The organism is Kocuria sediminis (genome assembly GCF_009735315.1).
GTDB classification, from domain to species: domain Bacteria; phylum Actinomycetota; class Actinomycetes; order Actinomycetales; family Micrococcaceae; genus Kocuria; species Kocuria turfanensis.
On sequence record NZ_WOGU01000011.1, the window covers coordinates 82,909 to 98,356 of the forward strand.

Annotated in this window: 11 protein-coding genes and 1 pseudogene; 5 read left to right on the plus strand and 7 right to left on the minus strand. The window is 74.1% G+C overall.

What is annotated here, in order from left to right; genetic code table 11:
• Positions 1 to 66 precede the first annotated feature (66 nt).
• Together lipA and lipB are read right to left on the minus strand one after the other, a co-directional pair.
• Complete coding sequence (gene lipA / locus GMA12_RS13500; RefSeq protein ID WP_156270001.1) at positions 67 to 1,074, minus strand: lipoyl synthase; 1,008 nt, start codon at positions 1,072 to 1,074, stop codon at positions 67 to 69.
• A gap of 68 nt (positions 1,075 to 1,142) precedes the next feature.
• The gene (gene lipB / locus GMA12_RS13505; protein ID WP_156270002.1) at positions 1,143 to 1,844 is read right to left on the minus strand and encodes a lipoyl(octanoyl) transferase LipB; all 702 of its coding nucleotides are present in this window, start codon (positions 1,842 to 1,844) and stop codon (positions 1,143 to 1,145) included.
• Positions 1,845 to 1,939: 95 nt separating this feature from the next.
• Between lipB and GMA12_RS19585 the strand changes: the two are divergent.
• Positions 1,940 to 2,485: pseudogene (locus GMA12_RS19585) on the plus strand (hypothetical protein); the annotation flags it as partial.
• A 1,225-nt stretch (positions 2,486 to 3,710) separates the two neighbouring features.
• Here GMA12_RS19585 and GMA12_RS19340 read toward each other — a convergent pair.
• The 4 genes from GMA12_RS19340 to GMA12_RS13525 form a co-directional block, all read right to left on the minus strand.
• Complete coding sequence (locus GMA12_RS19340; RefSeq protein WP_276607412.1) at positions 3,711 to 3,845, minus strand: hypothetical protein; 135 nt, start codon at positions 3,843 to 3,845, stop codon at positions 3,711 to 3,713.
• Positions 3,846 to 3,945: 100 nt separating this feature from the next.
• The gene (sucB, locus tag GMA12_RS13515) at positions 3,946 to 5,793 is read right to left on the minus strand and encodes a 2-oxoglutarate dehydrogenase, E2 component, dihydrolipoamide succinyltransferase (protein WP_156270004.1); all 1,848 of its coding nucleotides are present in this window, start codon (positions 5,791 to 5,793) and stop codon (positions 3,946 to 3,948) included.
• A gap of 109 nt (positions 5,794 to 5,902) precedes the next feature.
• Positions 5,903 to 7,270, minus strand: a complete 1,368-nt coding sequence (gene lpdA, locus GMA12_RS13520; protein WP_162459854.1) for a dihydrolipoyl dehydrogenase — start codon at positions 7,268 to 7,270, stop codon at positions 5,903 to 5,905.
• A gap of 144 nt (positions 7,271 to 7,414) precedes the next feature.
• The gene (locus GMA12_RS13525; protein ID WP_156270006.1) at positions 7,415 to 8,968 is read right to left on the minus strand and encodes a leucyl aminopeptidase; all 1,554 of its coding nucleotides are present in this window, start codon (positions 8,966 to 8,968) and stop codon (positions 7,415 to 7,417) included.
• 250 nt (positions 8,969 to 9,218) lie between these two features.
• Between GMA12_RS13525 and GMA12_RS13530 the strand changes: the two genes are divergently transcribed.
• The 4 genes from GMA12_RS13530 (at position 9,219) to GMA12_RS13545 (ending at position 14,801) form a co-directional block, all read left to right on the plus strand.
• Positions 9,219 to 10,136, plus strand: coding sequence for a PAC2 family protein (locus tag GMA12_RS13530; RefSeq protein WP_162459855.1), 918 nt, complete (start codon positions 9,219 to 9,221; stop codon positions 10,134 to 10,136).
• 80 nt (positions 10,137 to 10,216) lie between these two features.
• Complete coding sequence (locus tag GMA12_RS13535) at positions 10,217 to 11,512, plus strand: MFS transporter (protein ID WP_156270007.1); 1,296 nt, start codon at positions 10,217 to 10,219, stop codon at positions 11,510 to 11,512.
• Positions 11,513 to 11,659: 147 nt separating this feature from the next.
• Positions 11,660 to 13,093: a DUF4192 family protein gene (locus GMA12_RS13540; RefSeq protein WP_156270008.1), complete on the plus strand. Its 1,434-nt coding sequence runs from the start codon at positions 11,660 to 11,662 to the stop codon at positions 13,091 to 13,093.
• 187 nt (positions 13,094 to 13,280) lie between these two features.
• Positions 13,281 to 14,801 carry an RNA polymerase sigma factor gene (locus tag GMA12_RS13545; protein ID WP_162459856.1) on the plus strand — a complete coding sequence of 507 codons (1,521 nt, stop codon included), beginning with the start codon at positions 13,281 to 13,283 and terminating at the stop codon, positions 14,799 to 14,801.
• Positions 14,802 to 15,000: 199 nt separating this feature from the next.
• Here GMA12_RS13545 and GMA12_RS13550 read toward each other — a convergent pair whose 3' ends face one another.
• Complete coding sequence (locus tag GMA12_RS13550; RefSeq protein WP_017834164.1) at positions 15,001 to 15,201, minus strand: DUF7455 domain-containing protein; 201 nt, start codon at positions 15,199 to 15,201, stop codon at positions 15,001 to 15,003.
• Positions 15,202 to 15,448 lie beyond the last annotated feature (247 nt).

Sequence of the window (15,448 nt, forward strand, 5' to 3'; positions counted from 1 at the left end):
GCCGGGGCGCCCGCCGTGGTCCGTCCTCCAGTTTAGCGGGTGGGAGGTGTCGTGACCCGCCCCGGCTCAGCCGAGGCGCTGCACCAGGGAGGACGCCTCCTGGGAGGCGGAGCCCTCGTCCTCGATGTGCGCCAGGTGGGCGGGGATCTCGCGGCCGGACTTCTCCATGGCCCGGGCCCACAGGCGGCCGGCACGGTACGAGGACCGGACCATCGGTCCCGCCATGACGCCCAGGAAGCCGATCTCCTCGGCCGTCCGGGAGAGCTCCACGAACTCCTCGGGCTTGACCCACCGGTCGATGGGGTGGAAGAGGGGGGAGGGGCGCAGGTACTGGGTGAGCGTGATGATGTCGCACCCGGCGTCGTGGAGGTCGCACAGGGCCTCGTGGATCTCCTCGTTGGTCTCGCCCATGCCGAGGATCAGGTTCGACTTCGTGATCATCCCGGCCTCCTTGCCCTGGGTGATCACGTCCAGGGACCGCTCGTAGGTGAACGCGGGGCGGATCTGGCGGAAGATGCGGGGGACCGTCTCCACGTTGTGCGCGAAGACCTCCGGCTGGGCGTCGATGACCTGCTGCAGGCGGTCCGGCTTGCCCTGGAAGTCGGGGATCAGGATCTCCACCCCGGTGTTGGGGTTGAGCGTGTGGATCGCCCGGATGGTCTCGGCGTAGAGCCACGCCCCGCCGTCGTCGAGGTCGTCGCGGGCCACGCCCGTCACGGTGGCGTAGCGCAGGCCCAGCTCCTGGACGGACTCGGCGACCTTGCGCGGCTCGGTGACGTCCAGAAGGTCCGGCTTGCCGGTGGCGATGTCGCAGAAGTCGCAGCGCCGGGTGCACTTGGACCCGCCGATCAGGAACGTCGCCTCCCGGTCCTCCCAGCACTCGTAGATGTTGGGACAGCCGGCCTCCTCGCACACAGTGTGCAGCCCCTTGCCGCGCGCCAGCGACTTCAGCTCCTGGAACTCCGGGCCCATGCGGGCGGTGTTCTTCAGCCAGGACGGCTTCTTCTCGATGGGTGTCTCGGCGTTGCGCGCCTCGACGCGCAGCAGGCGGCGGCCCTCGGGGGCAACGGTCATGGTCGGTCTCCTTGTCGAGATGTCGACGGTGGTGCGCTCACGGTCCGGTGGTCCCGGGGCGGCGCGGATCAGCTGACGGCGGTCGGCCAGGGCAGCGGCCCCGGGAGCCCGGACGGGTCGAACTGTTCGCACAACTCGTCCTGACGGGCGGATATTTCCTGCTCCATGCGCGCCACCACCGCCTCCGGGGTCACGAGCCGCCCGGTCTCCTGGGACAGGCTCGTGACGGAGGCGTCGGTGATGCCGCAGGGGATGATCTTGCCGAACGGCCGCAGGTCGTTGGAGCAGTTGAGGGCGAAGCCGTGCATGGTCGTCCGCTTGGACACCTGCACGCCGATCGCCGCGATCTTGCGGTCGGGGCCGTGCTCGTCCGCGAGCACCCACGCCCCCGAGCGTCCGGCCACGGTGGTCGCCGCCACCCCGAAGTCCGCGACCACCGCCAGGATGATCTCCTCGAGCAGGCGCACGAAGCGCACGACGTCGATGGGCGTGGTCAGGCGCACGATCGGGTAGCCCACGAGCATCCCGGGCCCGTGGTAGGTCAGCTTGCCCCCGCGGCCGATCTCCACCACCTCGGTCCCGTCGTAGGGGTACTCGTGCGCCTCGGTGCGCCGGCCCGCCGTGTAGACGGGCGGGTGCTCCAGCAGCAGCACGGTGTTGGCCCGCTCACCGGCCACGACCTCACGGTGCACGTTCTTCTGCAGCTCCAGCGCCGCGCGGTAGTCCACGAGGTGGGGGGCGAAGCCGAGCCGTTCGAAGGAGAGGGACATGGCCCCCAGCCTATCGCGCGGAGGCGACACGCGCGCCGGGCCGGGGCTGTGGACGGCCTGGGCGGCGCCGGCCCCCGAGCGGGCATGCTGGGCCCATGGACGAAGGCACCCCCGCACCGGGTGGCCGGCAGCCCGGGTTCCGGCCGGCACCCGCCTCCGCGCGGGACCGGCTCGCGGCGGCCGTGCGCGACGACGCCCGCGGCCCCGGGCCGCACCGGACGGAGGAGCCGCCCCCGCGGCTGCCGCCGGAGGAGGGGCTCGAGCCGGTCCGGAGGCTGGGCGACGGCTCGTGGCTGGTGCGCGAGTCCCGCTCCCGGGAGGTCTTCGTCCTGCGGCTCTGCACGGGTGCGGACGGCGCGGAGCGTGTCGCGTCCCGCCGGGCCCTGCTGGCGCTGGCCGTCGACCTGGCCGGCCGGGAGGAGCCCCACCTGGTGGCCGTGCGCGGGCTGCTCGGCCCCGCCGCGGAGCCCGTGGGTCTCGTCGAGGAGTTCCTGCCGGGCGGGTCCCTGGCGGATCGGCTGGCCGAGCGCGGGCCGCTGGCTCCGGACGAGGCGGCCGCGGTGCTCCGCGACGCCGCGGCCGGGCTGGCGGCGCTGCACGGCCTGGGCCGCTGCCACGGGGGGCTCACCGCCCGGCAGATCCTCTTCCGCCGTGCCGGAAGCAGGAGCTGGGCCGGGACGGAGGACGGAGCCGGTGACGGTACCGGGGTCGGGCCGGAGAGCGGTGCCGGCGGCGGCTCCGGCGGCCCGGCCCTGGCGGCGGTGCGCCCGGGCACCGGGGATGGGAGCCCGCCGGAGGACGTGCGGGCCCTCGGGGTCGTCGGCTGGACGGTGCTCACGGGCCGGGCCCCGGCCGCCGGTCGGCACCGGGCCCCCCTGGCACGGTTGCGGCCGGACGTCCCGGCCCGCCTCTGCCGGGCGGTGGAGTCGGCCCTCGCGGAGAACCCGTCCGGCCGTCCCACCGCCGCGGAGCTGGTCGCCGGGCTCGAGCTCCTCCCGGCCCCGGTCCCGGCATCGGCGGCCCCGGCAGCGGCGATCCCGCGAACCCGCCGCGCGGCGCTCGGCCCCGCGGGCATCCGGTCGTCCCGCCGGGCGTCGCGGTGCCCTGCGGCTGCCCCGCCGTCCCGCCGGCGCACGGCGCTCCTCGCCATGGCCGCCGCGCTGGTCCTGGCCACCGGCGCGGCGCTGCTGCGGCCCGGGCCCGAGCCGGGGCGGCCGGACGCGGTGGCGCCGCACGAGACGGCCGGCACGACCGGGTCGGCAGGGCTTCCCGAGACCGCCCTCCCGGAACCTGGCCTCCCGGACCCGGCCGCCTCGGGCGCCCACGTCCCGGGCCCGGCCGTCCCGGCATCGGCCGACCCGACCGCCGGGGAGCGGATGGAGCCCGGGGAACCGCAGGAGGCGCTGCGCCGGCTCGTCGCCCGGCGCGGCGAGGCCCTGCGGACCGGCAACGCCCGGCTGCTCGACCGGGTCTACGTGCCCGGGGCGGCCGCCGCGGCGGACGACCGGGCGACCATCGCGCGGGCCGCCGCGGCCGGGGACCGGGTGTTCGCCGACCTCGTCCTGCAGGCCGGGCGGATCCGGGGCGCCGCCCCGCGGCCGGGGCCCACGGTGCCGGGCGGCGTCACGCTCGAGGCCGAGGTGCGGGTCGAGGGCTATCGGGGGCATCCCGGCCGGGACCCGTCGGTGCTGCCGGCGGGCGAGGGGTGGGTGCAGACCGTCGTCGTGGTCCTGGTCCGCGGCGCGGAGGGATGGCGGCTGGCCGCCGTGGAGCCGCGCCGGGAGCGCCCCGCGGGGACGGGGGCGGCCACGCAGAGCCCCCGGCGCTGAACGGGGGCACCGGGGGCGGGGTCGTGCGGAGCGGCCCTCACCAGAGGGTCGCGACCGCCACGTTGATCAGGGCCAGGCCGCCCACCGCGTGGGCCAGGCCGGTCGAGACCGGCTCGCCACGCCCGGTGCGCCGCTGTCCCACGAACGCGGCCACCGCCACGGCCAGCGCCACGACGAAGGGGCGTGCTCCCTGTGATCGGGAACACGCCCCCTTGATGCCGGGACGTCCCCGGCGGGTGCTCAGACCGCGCCGGGACGGGCCGCGGGGCCGGTCAGAGACCGACCTCGGACTCGAAGCGGCCCTCCTCCAGGCGCGCCTTCAGCGCCTGCAGGAACCGGCCGGCGTCCGCGCCGTCGACCAGACGGTGGTCGTAGGTCAGGGACAGGTAGCACATCTGCCGGATCGCGATGGTGTCGTTGCCGTCGGCGTCGGCGACGACCATCGGTCGCTTCACGATCGACCCCGTGCCGAGGATGGCCACCTGCGGCTGGTTGATGATCGGGGTGTCGAACAGCGCCCCGAAGGAGCCGATGTTCGTGATCGTGAAGGTGCCGCCGGTGAGGTCGTCCGGTGCGATCCTGCCGTCCTTGGCCCGGGAGCCGAGGTCGGCGATCTGCTTGGCCAGCCCGCCCAGGTTCAGGTCCCCGGCGTCCTTGATCACCGGGACCAGCAGGCCCCGGGGGGTGTCCACCGCGATGGCGATGTTCTCGGAGCCGTTGTAGACGATCTCCTTCTCGGCCTCCCGGAACGTGGCGTTGAGCTTGGGGTGCGCCTGCAGCGCCTCGGCCACGGCCTTGGTGAAGAAGGGCAGGAAGGTGAGCTTGGCGCCCTCCCGCTCCTGGAACTTCGCCTTGGCCTTGTTGCGCAGCACGGCCACGCGGGTCATGTCGACCTCGGTCACCTGGGTCAGCTGGGCCGACTCCTGCAGGGACTCCCGCATGCGCTGGGCGATCGTCATGCGGATGCGCGGGGCCTTCTCCGTGGTGCCGCGCTTGGCGTCCGGGGCCGGCGCGGCCTCGGGGGCCTTCTGCGGCTCCGCGGCGGCGGGCTGCTCGGCCGGGGCCTGGGCGTCCGGGGCCGCCGCGCTCTTCTGCTGCTCGGCGGCGGCCAGCACGTCCTGCTTGCGGATGCGGCCGCCCACGCCGGTGCCGGTGAGGGTGGACAGGTCCACGCCCTCCTTCTTGGCGAGCTTGCGCACGAGCGGGGTGACGTAGGCGGCGTTGTCGCCGGTCGGGGCCTCGGGTGCCGCACCGGCGTTCTCGGTGCGGGCGCCGTCGCGCTCGGCGGCGTCCTTCTGCTCGCCGCCGGAGGTGTCCGCCATGACGGGCTCCTCGGTCTTCACCAGGGCCTCGTCGCGGGACGGCGCCTTCTCCCGCGTGCCGGTGGTCGATCCCTCGTAGCCCTCGCCGGAGGCGTCGGACGCCTGGGCGGAGGGCTTCTGCTCGGCGGAGGGCTGCTCCTGGGCCGGGGCGGCCCCGGACGGGGCGGCGCCGGAGCCGATCACCGCCAGGACCTGGCCGACCTCGGCGTCCTCGTCCTCCTGCACCCGGATCTCCAGCAGGGTGCCGGCCACCGGGGAGGGGACCTCGGTGTCGACCTTGTCGGTGGAGACCTCCAGCAGCGGCTCGTCGACGGCGACCTCCTCGCCGACCTGCTTGAGCCAGCGGGTCACGGTGCCCTCGGTCACGGACTCGCCCAGGGCGGGCAGGGTGATCTCGGTGCCCTCGCCGCCCTGCTGGGCCTCGGCCTGCGGGGCGGACTCCTGCTGCTTCGGGGCCTGCTGCTCGGCGGCCTCGTCGGTGGCCTCCGGGGTCTCGGCCTGGGTCGCGGCGTCCTCGGCCTGCTCGGCGGAGGGCTGCTCCTGGGCCGGGGCGGACCCGGAGCCGGAGCCGATGACGACCAGGGGAGCCCCGACCTCGACGTCCTCGTCCTCCTCGACGAGGATCTCCTCGATGACGCCCGCCACGGGGGAGGGGATCTCGGTGTCGACCTTGTCGGTGGAGACCTCGACCAGGGGCTCGTCGACGGCGACCTCGTCACCGACCTGCTTGAGCCACCGGGTCACGGTGCCCTCGGTCACGGATTCGCCCAGTGCGGGCAGGTTTACGGTTTCTGACATGGTCCGACCGTCTCTCTTTCGGTGCCTTCGATGGTGCGGTCCGGGCGCCGGGCCCGGAGCCGGGGTAGTGGGGGAGGCCCCGCCCGGGAGGGGCGGGGCCTCGGTGCGGTCAGCCGTGCAGCGGCGCGCCCGCGAGCGCCATGGCGGCCTCGCCGATGGCCTCGTTCTGGGTGGGGTGCGCGTGCACGAACGCGGCGACGTCCTCGGGGTAGGCCTCCCAGTTGACGATGAGCTGGCCCTCGCCGATCTGCTCGCTGATGCGCTTGCCGATGGCGTGGAAGCCGATGATGGGGCCGTCCTTCTCGCGCACCAGCTTGATGATGCCGCCGGTGCCCAGGATGGAGCTCTTGCCGTTGCCGGCGAGGTTGTACTCGGCGACCTCGACGTTGTCCTCGCCGAACTTCTCCTTGGCCTTCGGCTCGGTGTAGCCGACGGAGGCGATCTCGGGCTCCGTGAACGTCACCTTGGGGATGTTCACGTCGTCGACGACGGCGGGGTTGAGGCCGGCGATCTCCTCGGCCACGAAGCGGCCCTGCTGGTAGCCGCGGTGGGCGAGCTGGACGCCCGGGACGATGTCACCGATCGCGTAGATGTTGCCCACCCCGGTGTGCAGGCGCTCGTTCGGGGTGACGAAGCCGCGGTCCATGGGGATGCCCTGCTCCTCGTAGCCCATGTCCGCGGTGTTCGGGCCGCGGCCCACGGCGACGAGCACGATGTCGGCCTCGAAGACCTTGCCGTCGGCCAGGGTGACCTTCGCGCCGTTGTCGTCCTGCTCGACCTTCTCGAAGAAGGTCCCGAGGTTGGACTTGATGCCGCGCTTCTTGAACTCGCGCTCGAGGATCTTGATCAGCGCCGGGTCCTCGTTGGCGACCAGGTGGGGGAGGCCCTCGATCACGGTGACGTCCACGCCGAAGGACTTCCACATGGAGGCGAACTCGCAGCCGATCACGCCGCCGCCCAGGACGATCGCGCTCTGGGGCACGAAGTCGATCTCCAGCGCCTCGGTGGAGGTCATGATCCGGCCGCCGATCTCGACGCCGAGGGTCTTGGAGACGGAGCCGGAGGCGAGCACGATGTGCTTGCCGGTGTAGCTGGTGCCGTCGACGTCGACGGTGTTGTGCCCGGTCAGCTTGCCCACGCCCTCGATGACCGTGACCTTGCGCATCTTCATCAGGCCGGACAGGCCCTTGAACTTGCCGGCGACGATCTTGTCCTTGTAGTCCCGCACGGCCGCCATGTCGATCGACTCCAGCGTGGTGTGCACCCCGTACTTGGAGCTCTCCCGGGCGTCCTCGGCCAGTTCGGCGGAGTGCAGGTAGGCCTTCGTGGGGATGCAGCCCCAGTGGAGACAGGTGCCCCCGAGCTTGTTCTTCTCGACCAGGCCCACCGTGAAGCCGAGCTGGACGGCCCGCAGCGCCGCGGCGTAGCCGGCGCTGCCTCCGCCGAGGACGAGGATGTCGAATTCGTTGTCGGCCACGTGTTTGGCTCCCTTGCGCGTTGACGTCGTTCCGAGTGGGGTGCACCCGTACGGTGACGGGTTCGTTTCGTACATACCTTAGCCCCACGGCGGAGAGAGCAACCAGGCGGGCGCTCCCTCCGCCGAGGGGGGTGTCGCGGGTGCTCAGCCGCGGGCGGCGGCGGAGTCCTCGAGCAGCCGGACGAGCGTGCGCACGCCCGCCCCGGTGCCCTCCGCGGGGGTGTAGCCGTAGGGGGAGCCCTCGTTGAAGGAGGGCCCGGCGATGTCCACGTGCGCCCACGGGACCCGGGCGCCGTCCGGGCCGCCGACGAACTCGCGCAGGAAGAGCCCGGCCACGAGCATCCCGCCGTTCTTGTCGCCGATGTTCTTGAGGTCCGCGACCTTGGAGTCCAGGGACGGGCGCAGGTGCTCCGGCAGAGGCATCGGCCAGCCGTCCTCGCCGGCGGCGCGGGCGGCGTCGGCCACGGCCGCGCGCAGGGCGTCGTCGCCCATGATCCCGAAGGTCCGCGACCCCAGGGCCACCATCTGGGCGCCCGTGAGGGTGGCGATGTCGACGACGGCGTCGGGGGCCTCCTCGCAGGCGGCCACCAGGCCGTCGGCGAGCACCAGACGTCCCTCCGCGTCGGTGTTGAGCACCTCCACGGTGCGCCCGCCGCGGATGGTGATCACGTCGCCGGGGCGGGTGGCCGTGGAGGAGGGCAGGTTCTCGGCCAGGCACAGCCAGCCGGTGACCTTGACCGGCAGGCCGAGCTCGGCGGCGGTCAGGACGGTGGCCAGGACGGCGGCGGCCCCGGCCATGTCCGACTTCATGGTCATCATCGAGGCCGGGGGCTTGAGCGAGAGCCCGCCCGAGTCGAAGGTGATGCCCTTGCCCACGTAGGCGTAGTGGCGGGAGGCCCGCGCCGGGGAGTACTCGAGCTTGACCAGTCGGGGACCGTGCACGGAGCCCTGCCCCACACCCAGCAGGCCCCCGTAGCCGCCCTTGGCGAGATCCTTCTCGGCCAGCACGGTCACGGAGACCTTGGTGCCCTTGGCGGCCTGCCGGGCGTAGTCCGCGACGGCCTCCGGGTAGATGACGTTGGGGGAGAGGTCCACGAGGGTGCGGGCGGCCCGCACGCCGCGGCCGAGGGCGGTGGCGCGGTCCAGGACACGGCTGAGCGCGGTGCGCGCGACGTCGGGCGCGTGCACGACGGCGGAGGCCAGCGGGGCCTTCACGGAGCCGGCGGTCACGGACCGCTGGTGGGAGAAGGCGAACGCGCCCAGGGCCGCGCCCTCGGCGACCGCCGCGGCGTCCTCCTCCGAGGCCGCGGGCAGGGCGAGGACCGCCGAGTCCGTGCCGGCGAGGCGGCGCACCGCGGCGCCGACGGCCCGGCGCAGGGACTCGGCCCGCTCCGGCCCGCTCTCGGGCAGGTCGCCGACGCCCGTGAGCGCCACCACGGTGAAGGGCAGTCCGGACGGCGCGGGCACGAGGGTGACCTCGTCGGCGCCGCCGCCCACGCGCAGGGCCGCGGCGGCCTCCAGCACGGGGGAGAGCTTGCGCTGTTCCCCGGCGGGCAGCACGACGCGGCCGGCGCCGTCGCCGTCCGTCCCCTTCTGCACGGCGAGCACGAGGGCGTGCGCCGGGGTCCGGCCCAGGGGCTTGTGCGTGGCGGTGAGCTCGATCCCCCGGGGCTCGAGCAGTTCCTGTACGTCGGGCATGTGTCGTCCTTTCGCTGAGGTCCGGACCGGCCGGGCCGGGCGGGGTGCTCGTGGCCGTCCCGGCCCGTCCGGCAGGCGTGCTGTCGATCCTATCCCCGGCCCCGGCGGCGACCGGGTCCGCCGGGCCGGGCAGGGAATAAGGGGGGCCCCGGGGGCGGTTGACATGATCCAGGGAACGCCGCCGGAGGCGTTCCCCCCGGCCTCGTGATGAACACCCGGAGCCCCGACCCACCCCCAGGAGGAAGTTGCCGTGCTGGATCCCACCTCGCTGTACCTGAGCAACCCCGCGCTGCTCGAGGACGCCCGGGTCCGTGGCCTGCCGCTGATCGTCGCCCTGTCCGGCTACGCGGAGGCCGGGCACGTGGCCGTGCAGATCGAGCACGCGATCACCGATGCCCTGCCGCACGAGGTCGTGGCCCGGTTCGACCTGGACCAGCTCTACGACTACCGGGCCCGCCGCCCGCACGTGCGCTTCGCGGAGGACCACTTCGAGGACTTCCAGGACCCCGAGCTGTCCCTGCGGCTGGTGACGGACCCGCTGGGGCGCAGCTTCGCGCTGCTCACCGGCCCCGAGCCGGACCTGCAGTGGAACCGCTTCACGGAGGCCGTCGTGGGCCTGGCCCGGCGGATGGACGTCTCGCTGGTCGCGATCGTCTCGGGCATCCCGATGCCGGTCCCGCACACCCGCCCGTTCATCGTGTCCGTGCACGGCAGCCGGACCGACCTGCTGCCCGTCAAGCACGCCTGGCGGCCGGTGGTGGAGATGAGCTCCTCGGCCGCGCAGCTGCTCGAGATCCGCCTGACCGAGGCGGGGATCGACAACATCGGCTTCACGGTCCACGTCCCGCAGTACCTGGCGGAGGCGCACCTGCCGCACGCCGCGGTGGCCGCCCTGGAGCACATCAACGCCGTGACCTCGCTCACCCTGCCCTCGGACGAGCTTCGCGAGGCGGCCCGCGAGATCGAGCGGCAGATCGACCAGCAGGTGGGCGCCTCCCCGGAGGTCCAGGCGGTCGTGGCGGGTCTGGAACAGCGCTACGATGACGTCGTCGACGCCTCGGCCCCCCGCTCCCTGCTCGTGGGGGACGAGTCCGAGCTCCCCGACGCCGACGAGATCGGCGCCGCGGCCGAGGCCTTCCTGGCCGCCCGGGAGGACGAGCAGGACTGAGCCCGCCCGGTGGGACGGGGCCGGGCCCGACCCGGGACGGTGCCGCCGTCCGCGGCCCCGTCCTCCCGAGAGCGAAGTGCATGACGTCCGACCGGTCCCGCCCCCCGCAGTCCGGCAAGGACTCCCGCCGCGCGTACCTGGTGCTCGGGATCGGCATCTTCGCCTACTTCAGCGCCGTGGCGCAGCGCACGAGCTTCGGGGTCGCGACGGTCGACGCCGCCGAGCGGTTCGGCACGGCCGCCTCCGCGCTCTCGCTGTTCTCCCTCATGCAGGTCCTGGTCTACGCCTCCCTGCAGATCCCCGTGGGCGTGCTCGTGGACCGCTTCGGCGCCCGGGTGATGGTCTCCGCCGGGGCGCTGCTCATGACCGTGGGGCAGGTGCAGCTGGCCCTGGCGGACACGGTCGGTGGGGGCGTGGTGGCCCGCGTGCTCGTCGGGGCCGGGGACGCGGCCACCTTCGTCTGCGTGATGCGGTTGATCCCCGCATGGTTCTCCGCCCTGCGGGTCCCCCTGCTCACCCAGGTGGTGGGCGTCTTCGGCAACCTCGGCCAGCTCGTCTCCGTGATCCCCTTCGCCTGGGTGCTCGACCGCACGGGGTGGTTCCCGTCCTTCCTCGGCCTGGCCGCCCTCGCGCTGCTCGCCGGGGCGCTCGCCGCGGCGCTGCTGCGCGACGCGCCGCCGGGCACGGAGGTGCTCCACCGGCAGCTGGGGCTGCGGCGCATCGGGCAGGTGCTCCGCGAGAGCCTGGCCGAGCCGGGCACGCGGCTGGGCTTCTGGGTGCACTTCACCACCCAGTTCGCCGGCAACACCTTCGTCCTCATGTGGGGCTACCCCTATCTCGAGTACGCCCAGGGCCTGCCCGACACCACGATCTCCGTGGTGATGACCTCGTTCGTGCTCACCAACCTGGCCGTCGGCCTCGCGCTCGGCGGACTGACCGCCCGGCGCCCCGGGCGCCGGGTGCGGCTGTCCCTGACGGTCACCGCGGGCATCTTCGCGGCCTGGGCCGTGCTGCTGGTGTGGCCGGGAACGGCCCCGGCAGCGGTGGTGCTGGCGGCCGTGTGCGTCATCGCGATCAGCATGCCCGCGTCGATGATCGCCTTCGACATCACCCGCAGCTTCAACCCGCCCCGCCGCTCGGGCACGGCCATGGGCATCGCCAACGTCGGCGGGTTCACCGCCTCAGTCCTGGCCATCTTCGTCACCGGGTTCGTCCTGGACCTCCTGTACGCGGGCGGCTTCCGCGAGGAGCTCTACGCGCCCGACGCGTTCCGGATCGCCGTCGCGGCCCAGTTCCTCATCGCCGCGGCCGGGGCCGCCGGCGTGCTGGCCACCGCCGCGCGGGTGCGGCGCCGGCACGGGCCCGACGCCGTCTGAGGGGACTCCCCGGGCGCCTGCCGGAGCCCGGCGCCCGGGGGGCCACCCACACTGCACCGGGCACCCCGGGCGGCGTCCCGACCGCCGCCCTCCACAGCACGCCGCCGGGGCCGCCGCCACCGGCCCGGCACCGCCCACCCTGGGCCCATGAGACAGCACCCCACCCGTGACCCCTTCGTCCCCGTCGTGCGCTGCGCCGCCGACCTGCTCGCCGTCGTCCCGCACACCCTCGGCTACTGGCCCGCCGAATCACTCGTCCTGTTCGCCGCCGGCGGCGGGACGGCCGGGGCCTGCGTGCGGGTGGACCTGCCGGCCGACCCCGGCGACGAGCGATTCGCCGAGGCCTTCGTCGCGGAGCTCGCCGAGCTCGTGGGCCACGACGCCCTCAGCGACCGGGTCTTCGCCATCGTCTACACGTCCGGCTGCGCGTCACCGGGCACGCCCCCGCCGGCGGGCGGGCCCGGAGCGGTGCCCGCCGTGCTGGCCTTCGTGGACGAGGCCGCCCGCCGCGCCGACCGGGCCGTGGCGGCGCGGTGGGTCGTGGCCGGGGAGCACTGGTGGCCCGTCGAGGACCCCGAGGACGTCCGGGACGTGGCCCGCATCCAGGACAGCGCCGTCAACGCCGCCCTCGTGGCCGCCGGCAGCTCCTACGCGACCGCACCGCGGCAGGCCATGGACCACGAGTACGGTGCGCTGCCGGCGGACATCCGCCGCGGGGTGGCGGGGCAGGCCGCCCGCTGGGCCCGGGCGGGCCGGGACGGATGGCACCGCCTGGGCCGCCTGGCGTGCACGCTGGCCGTGTGGGAGGACGTCCTGACGGGGGTCCGGGACGCCGACGGCGACTGGCTGCCCGCGCTGCTGGCCCACGACGACGACCTCCTGGGCTTCCTGGCCGCGGGCCTCTCGGACCCGGTGCTCGCCGACCTCCTCCTCGCCGCCTGCGCCACGGACGACACCGCCGGTGTCCTGGCCGCGGCGGCCATGTGGGCGGAGCTGTGCGACGGCGAGCACGGCCCCGCGGACGCCGGGGACGAGCCGACCGGACCGACCCGCGAAGCGGCACCCCCCGGGGTCGCGGCCGTTCCTCGTCGGCCCGCTGGGGGAGGTCCCGGCGGTGACCGTCCCGGGGCGTCCCCCGGCGCCGTGCGGCTGCCCGCACCGGACGCCGGGGAGCTCATCCGGCTCTCCCGCGTGCTCTCCGGGGAGTGGGAGGAGACCCCGGCCTGGCCGCGGCTGAACGCCCTGTACCGGGTGCTGCAGGCCCTGGCCTGGCTGCTCGAGCGCGGCGATGCCCCGGCGGAGCCGGCGGCGGTGGAAGCGGCGGAGAGTACAGCGGAGGGGACGGCGGAGGCGGCGGCCGGGTCGGACGCCCCGGCGGCGCGGGTGGTGCTCGCGGGCGTGCTCGTGGAGCTGGCGCAGCTCAACCGCTTCCGCGCCCGCGGCTCGCACACCGCCCACTTCGTGCGCCGCGCCACGGCGCTGGTGCCCTGCCACCCGGCCGCCCTGCGCGTGCTGCGCCTCGCGGACGCCCGCCCGGTGCCGCTGTGGGCCCGGGACCGGGCGACCGCCTGGCACTCCTGAGGGGCGCCCCGCGAGCTTTTTCCGGATCCACCGGCCGGGCGGGAACAAATCCCGGCCGGCCGTGGTTCCGGCTGTCAGGACCCTTCAAGCCTGCTGCGCCGGACGACGCCCGGAGCGAGGACTTGACAGGGTCATAGGCGTGTTGCCCCCAGTGCGGGCGCCGTGACCGTTCAACGAAAGGCTCTCAGTGTCACCTTCCGCCAGCAAGAAGACGACGGACACCGCCGCCGAGGCTCCGGTCACCGGGGACGTTCGGTCGCCGTCCGGGTCCGCGGGCACGTCGCCGCGGGCGAAGACCGCCGCCGCGAAGTCCACCGCGGCCAAGAAGACCGTGGCCGCGAAGAAGACCACGGCCACCAAGACCACTGCCGCGAAGTCGACGGCCACCAAGACCGCTGCCGCGAAGTCCACGGCAGCCAAGTCCACTGCCGCCAGGTCGGCCGCGGCGACGCCGACGGCCGCGAGGAGCTCCGCGCCCAAGGCCGCCCCGGCGTCCGCGCCCGCCCAGAAGCCGGCGACCCGCAAGAAGGCCGCCCCGAAGAAGACGGACCCGGACGTCACCGGCGAGCTGGACACGGACGTCGAGGTCGCCGACGACGCGGACCTCGAGCCGGACCTGACCGACGAGGCCGGCGTCGTCGACCCCGACGTGGAGGAGGACGAGGACGTCGCGGAGGAGGCGCCGGCGGAGGACGAGGTCGCGGCGCCCGTGCGCAAGGACGAGAAGACCTCCGGCTTCGTCATCACCGCCAACGACGACGACGACGCCCCGGCCCAGCAGGTCGTCTCCGCCGGGGCGACCGCCGACCCCGTCAAGGACTACCTGAAGCAGATCGGCAAGGTCGCCCTGCTGAACGCCGAGCAGGAGGTCGACCTGGCCCTGCGGATCGAGGCGGGCCTGTACGCCGAGCACAAGCTCGCCGACGAGAAGGACAGCCTGGACCCCCAGACGCGCAAGGAGCTGCGCTGGGTGATCCACGACGGCAAGCGCGCCAAGAACCACCTGCTCGAGGCCAACCTGCGCCTGGTCGTCTCGCTGGCCAAGCGCTACACCGGGCGCGGCATGCTCTTCCTGGACCTCATCCAGGAGGGCAACCTCGGTCTGATCCGCGCGGTGGAGAAGTTCGACTACACCAAGGGCTTCAAGTTCTCCACCTACGCCACGTGGTGGATCCGCCAGGCCATCACCCGCGCCATGGCCGACCAGGCCCGCACCATCCGCATTCCCGTGCACATGGTGGAGGTCATCAACAAGCTGGCCCGCGTGCAGCGGCAGATGCTGCAGGACCTGGGCCGGGAGCCGACCCCGGAGGAGCTGGCCAACGAGCTCGACATGACCCCCGAGAAGGTCGTGGAGGTGCAGAAGTACGGCCGGGAGCCGATCTCCCTGCACACCCCGCTGGGCGAGGACGGCGACTCCGAGTTCGGCGACCTGATCGAGGACTCGGAGGCCGTGGTCCCGGCCGACGCGGTGAGCTTCACGCTCCTGCAGGAGCAGCTGCACTCCGTCCTGGACACCCTCTCCGAGCGGGAGGCCGGCGTCGTCGCCATGCGCTTCGGCCTCACGGACGGCCAGCCGAAGACCCTCGACGAGATCGGCAAGGTCTACGGCGTGACCCGGGAGCGCATCCGGCAGATAGAGTCCAAGACGATGTCCAAGCTGCGCCACCCGTCCCGCTCGCAGGTGCTGCGCGACTACCTCGACTGACCGGACGCCCCCGTCCCCGGACCCGCCCGGGGACGGGGGCGGGGCGGCCCGGACGGACCGGGCTAGGACGTGCAGGACCGGGCTAGGACGTGCAGGACCGGGCTAGGACGTGCAGGACCGGGCTAGGACGTGCAGGAGGGCCCCGACACCAGGTGTCGGGGCCCTCCTCGCGCTCGGCGCTCGCCGGGGAGCGTCCGGCTCAGGAGCCGATCCGCTCCGTCTCGTCCTGCCAGGTGGCCGCCAGGGGCCGCAGCTTCTGCTCGTTCTTGCGCGCGTGGTGAGCGCAGAAGAGGAGCTCACCGCCCGTCGACTCGAGGATCACTCGGACGTAGGCCTGGGCGCCGCACGCGTCGCAGCGGTCGGTCGCATTGAGTTCTCGGCTTTCCAGTGTTGCGTTCACGGGATCCTCCTCCTGTGTCGTACGCGGTGCACGGGGGCCGCAGACCCGCCGGTGCAGGTACCCGGGGTCTCGTGGACGCTGAGGGGTACTGGTACATACAACCACGACCGTCGGACATCGGATCCCGTCCGGGACGCTTTTTCGCCCCCGGCGTAGGTCCCCGCGCCCGCGAGGGCTGTGCCGTCCCGCCCAGTGGTGTCCGCCGCCCCGACTACAGTGGTGGGGAATCCCACCGTCCCCCAGGAGT

Coding starts and splice junctions, on each gene's coding strand:
- lipA (WP_156270001.1), bottom strand. CDS start 1,074: ATGACCGTTGCCCCCGAGGGCCGCCGCCTGCTGCGCGTCGAGGCGCGC.
- lipB (WP_156270002.1), bottom strand. CDS start 1,844: ATGTCCCTCTCCTTCGAACGGCTCGGCTTCGCCCCCCACCTCGTGGAC.
- sucB (WP_156270004.1), bottom strand. CDS start 5,793: ATGTCAGAAACCGTAAACCTGCCCGCACTGGGCGAATCCGTGACCGAG.
- GMA12_RS13525 (WP_156270006.1), bottom strand. CDS start 8,968: ATGCCCGACGTACAGGAACTGCTCGAGCCCCGGGGGATCGAGCTCACC.
- GMA12_RS13535 (WP_156270007.1), top strand. CDS start 10,217: ATGACGTCCGACCGGTCCCGCCCCCCGCAGTCCGGCAAGGACTCCCGC.
- GMA12_RS13540 (WP_156270008.1), top strand. CDS start 11,660: ATGAGACAGCACCCCACCCGTGACCCCTTCGTCCCCGTCGTGCGCTGC.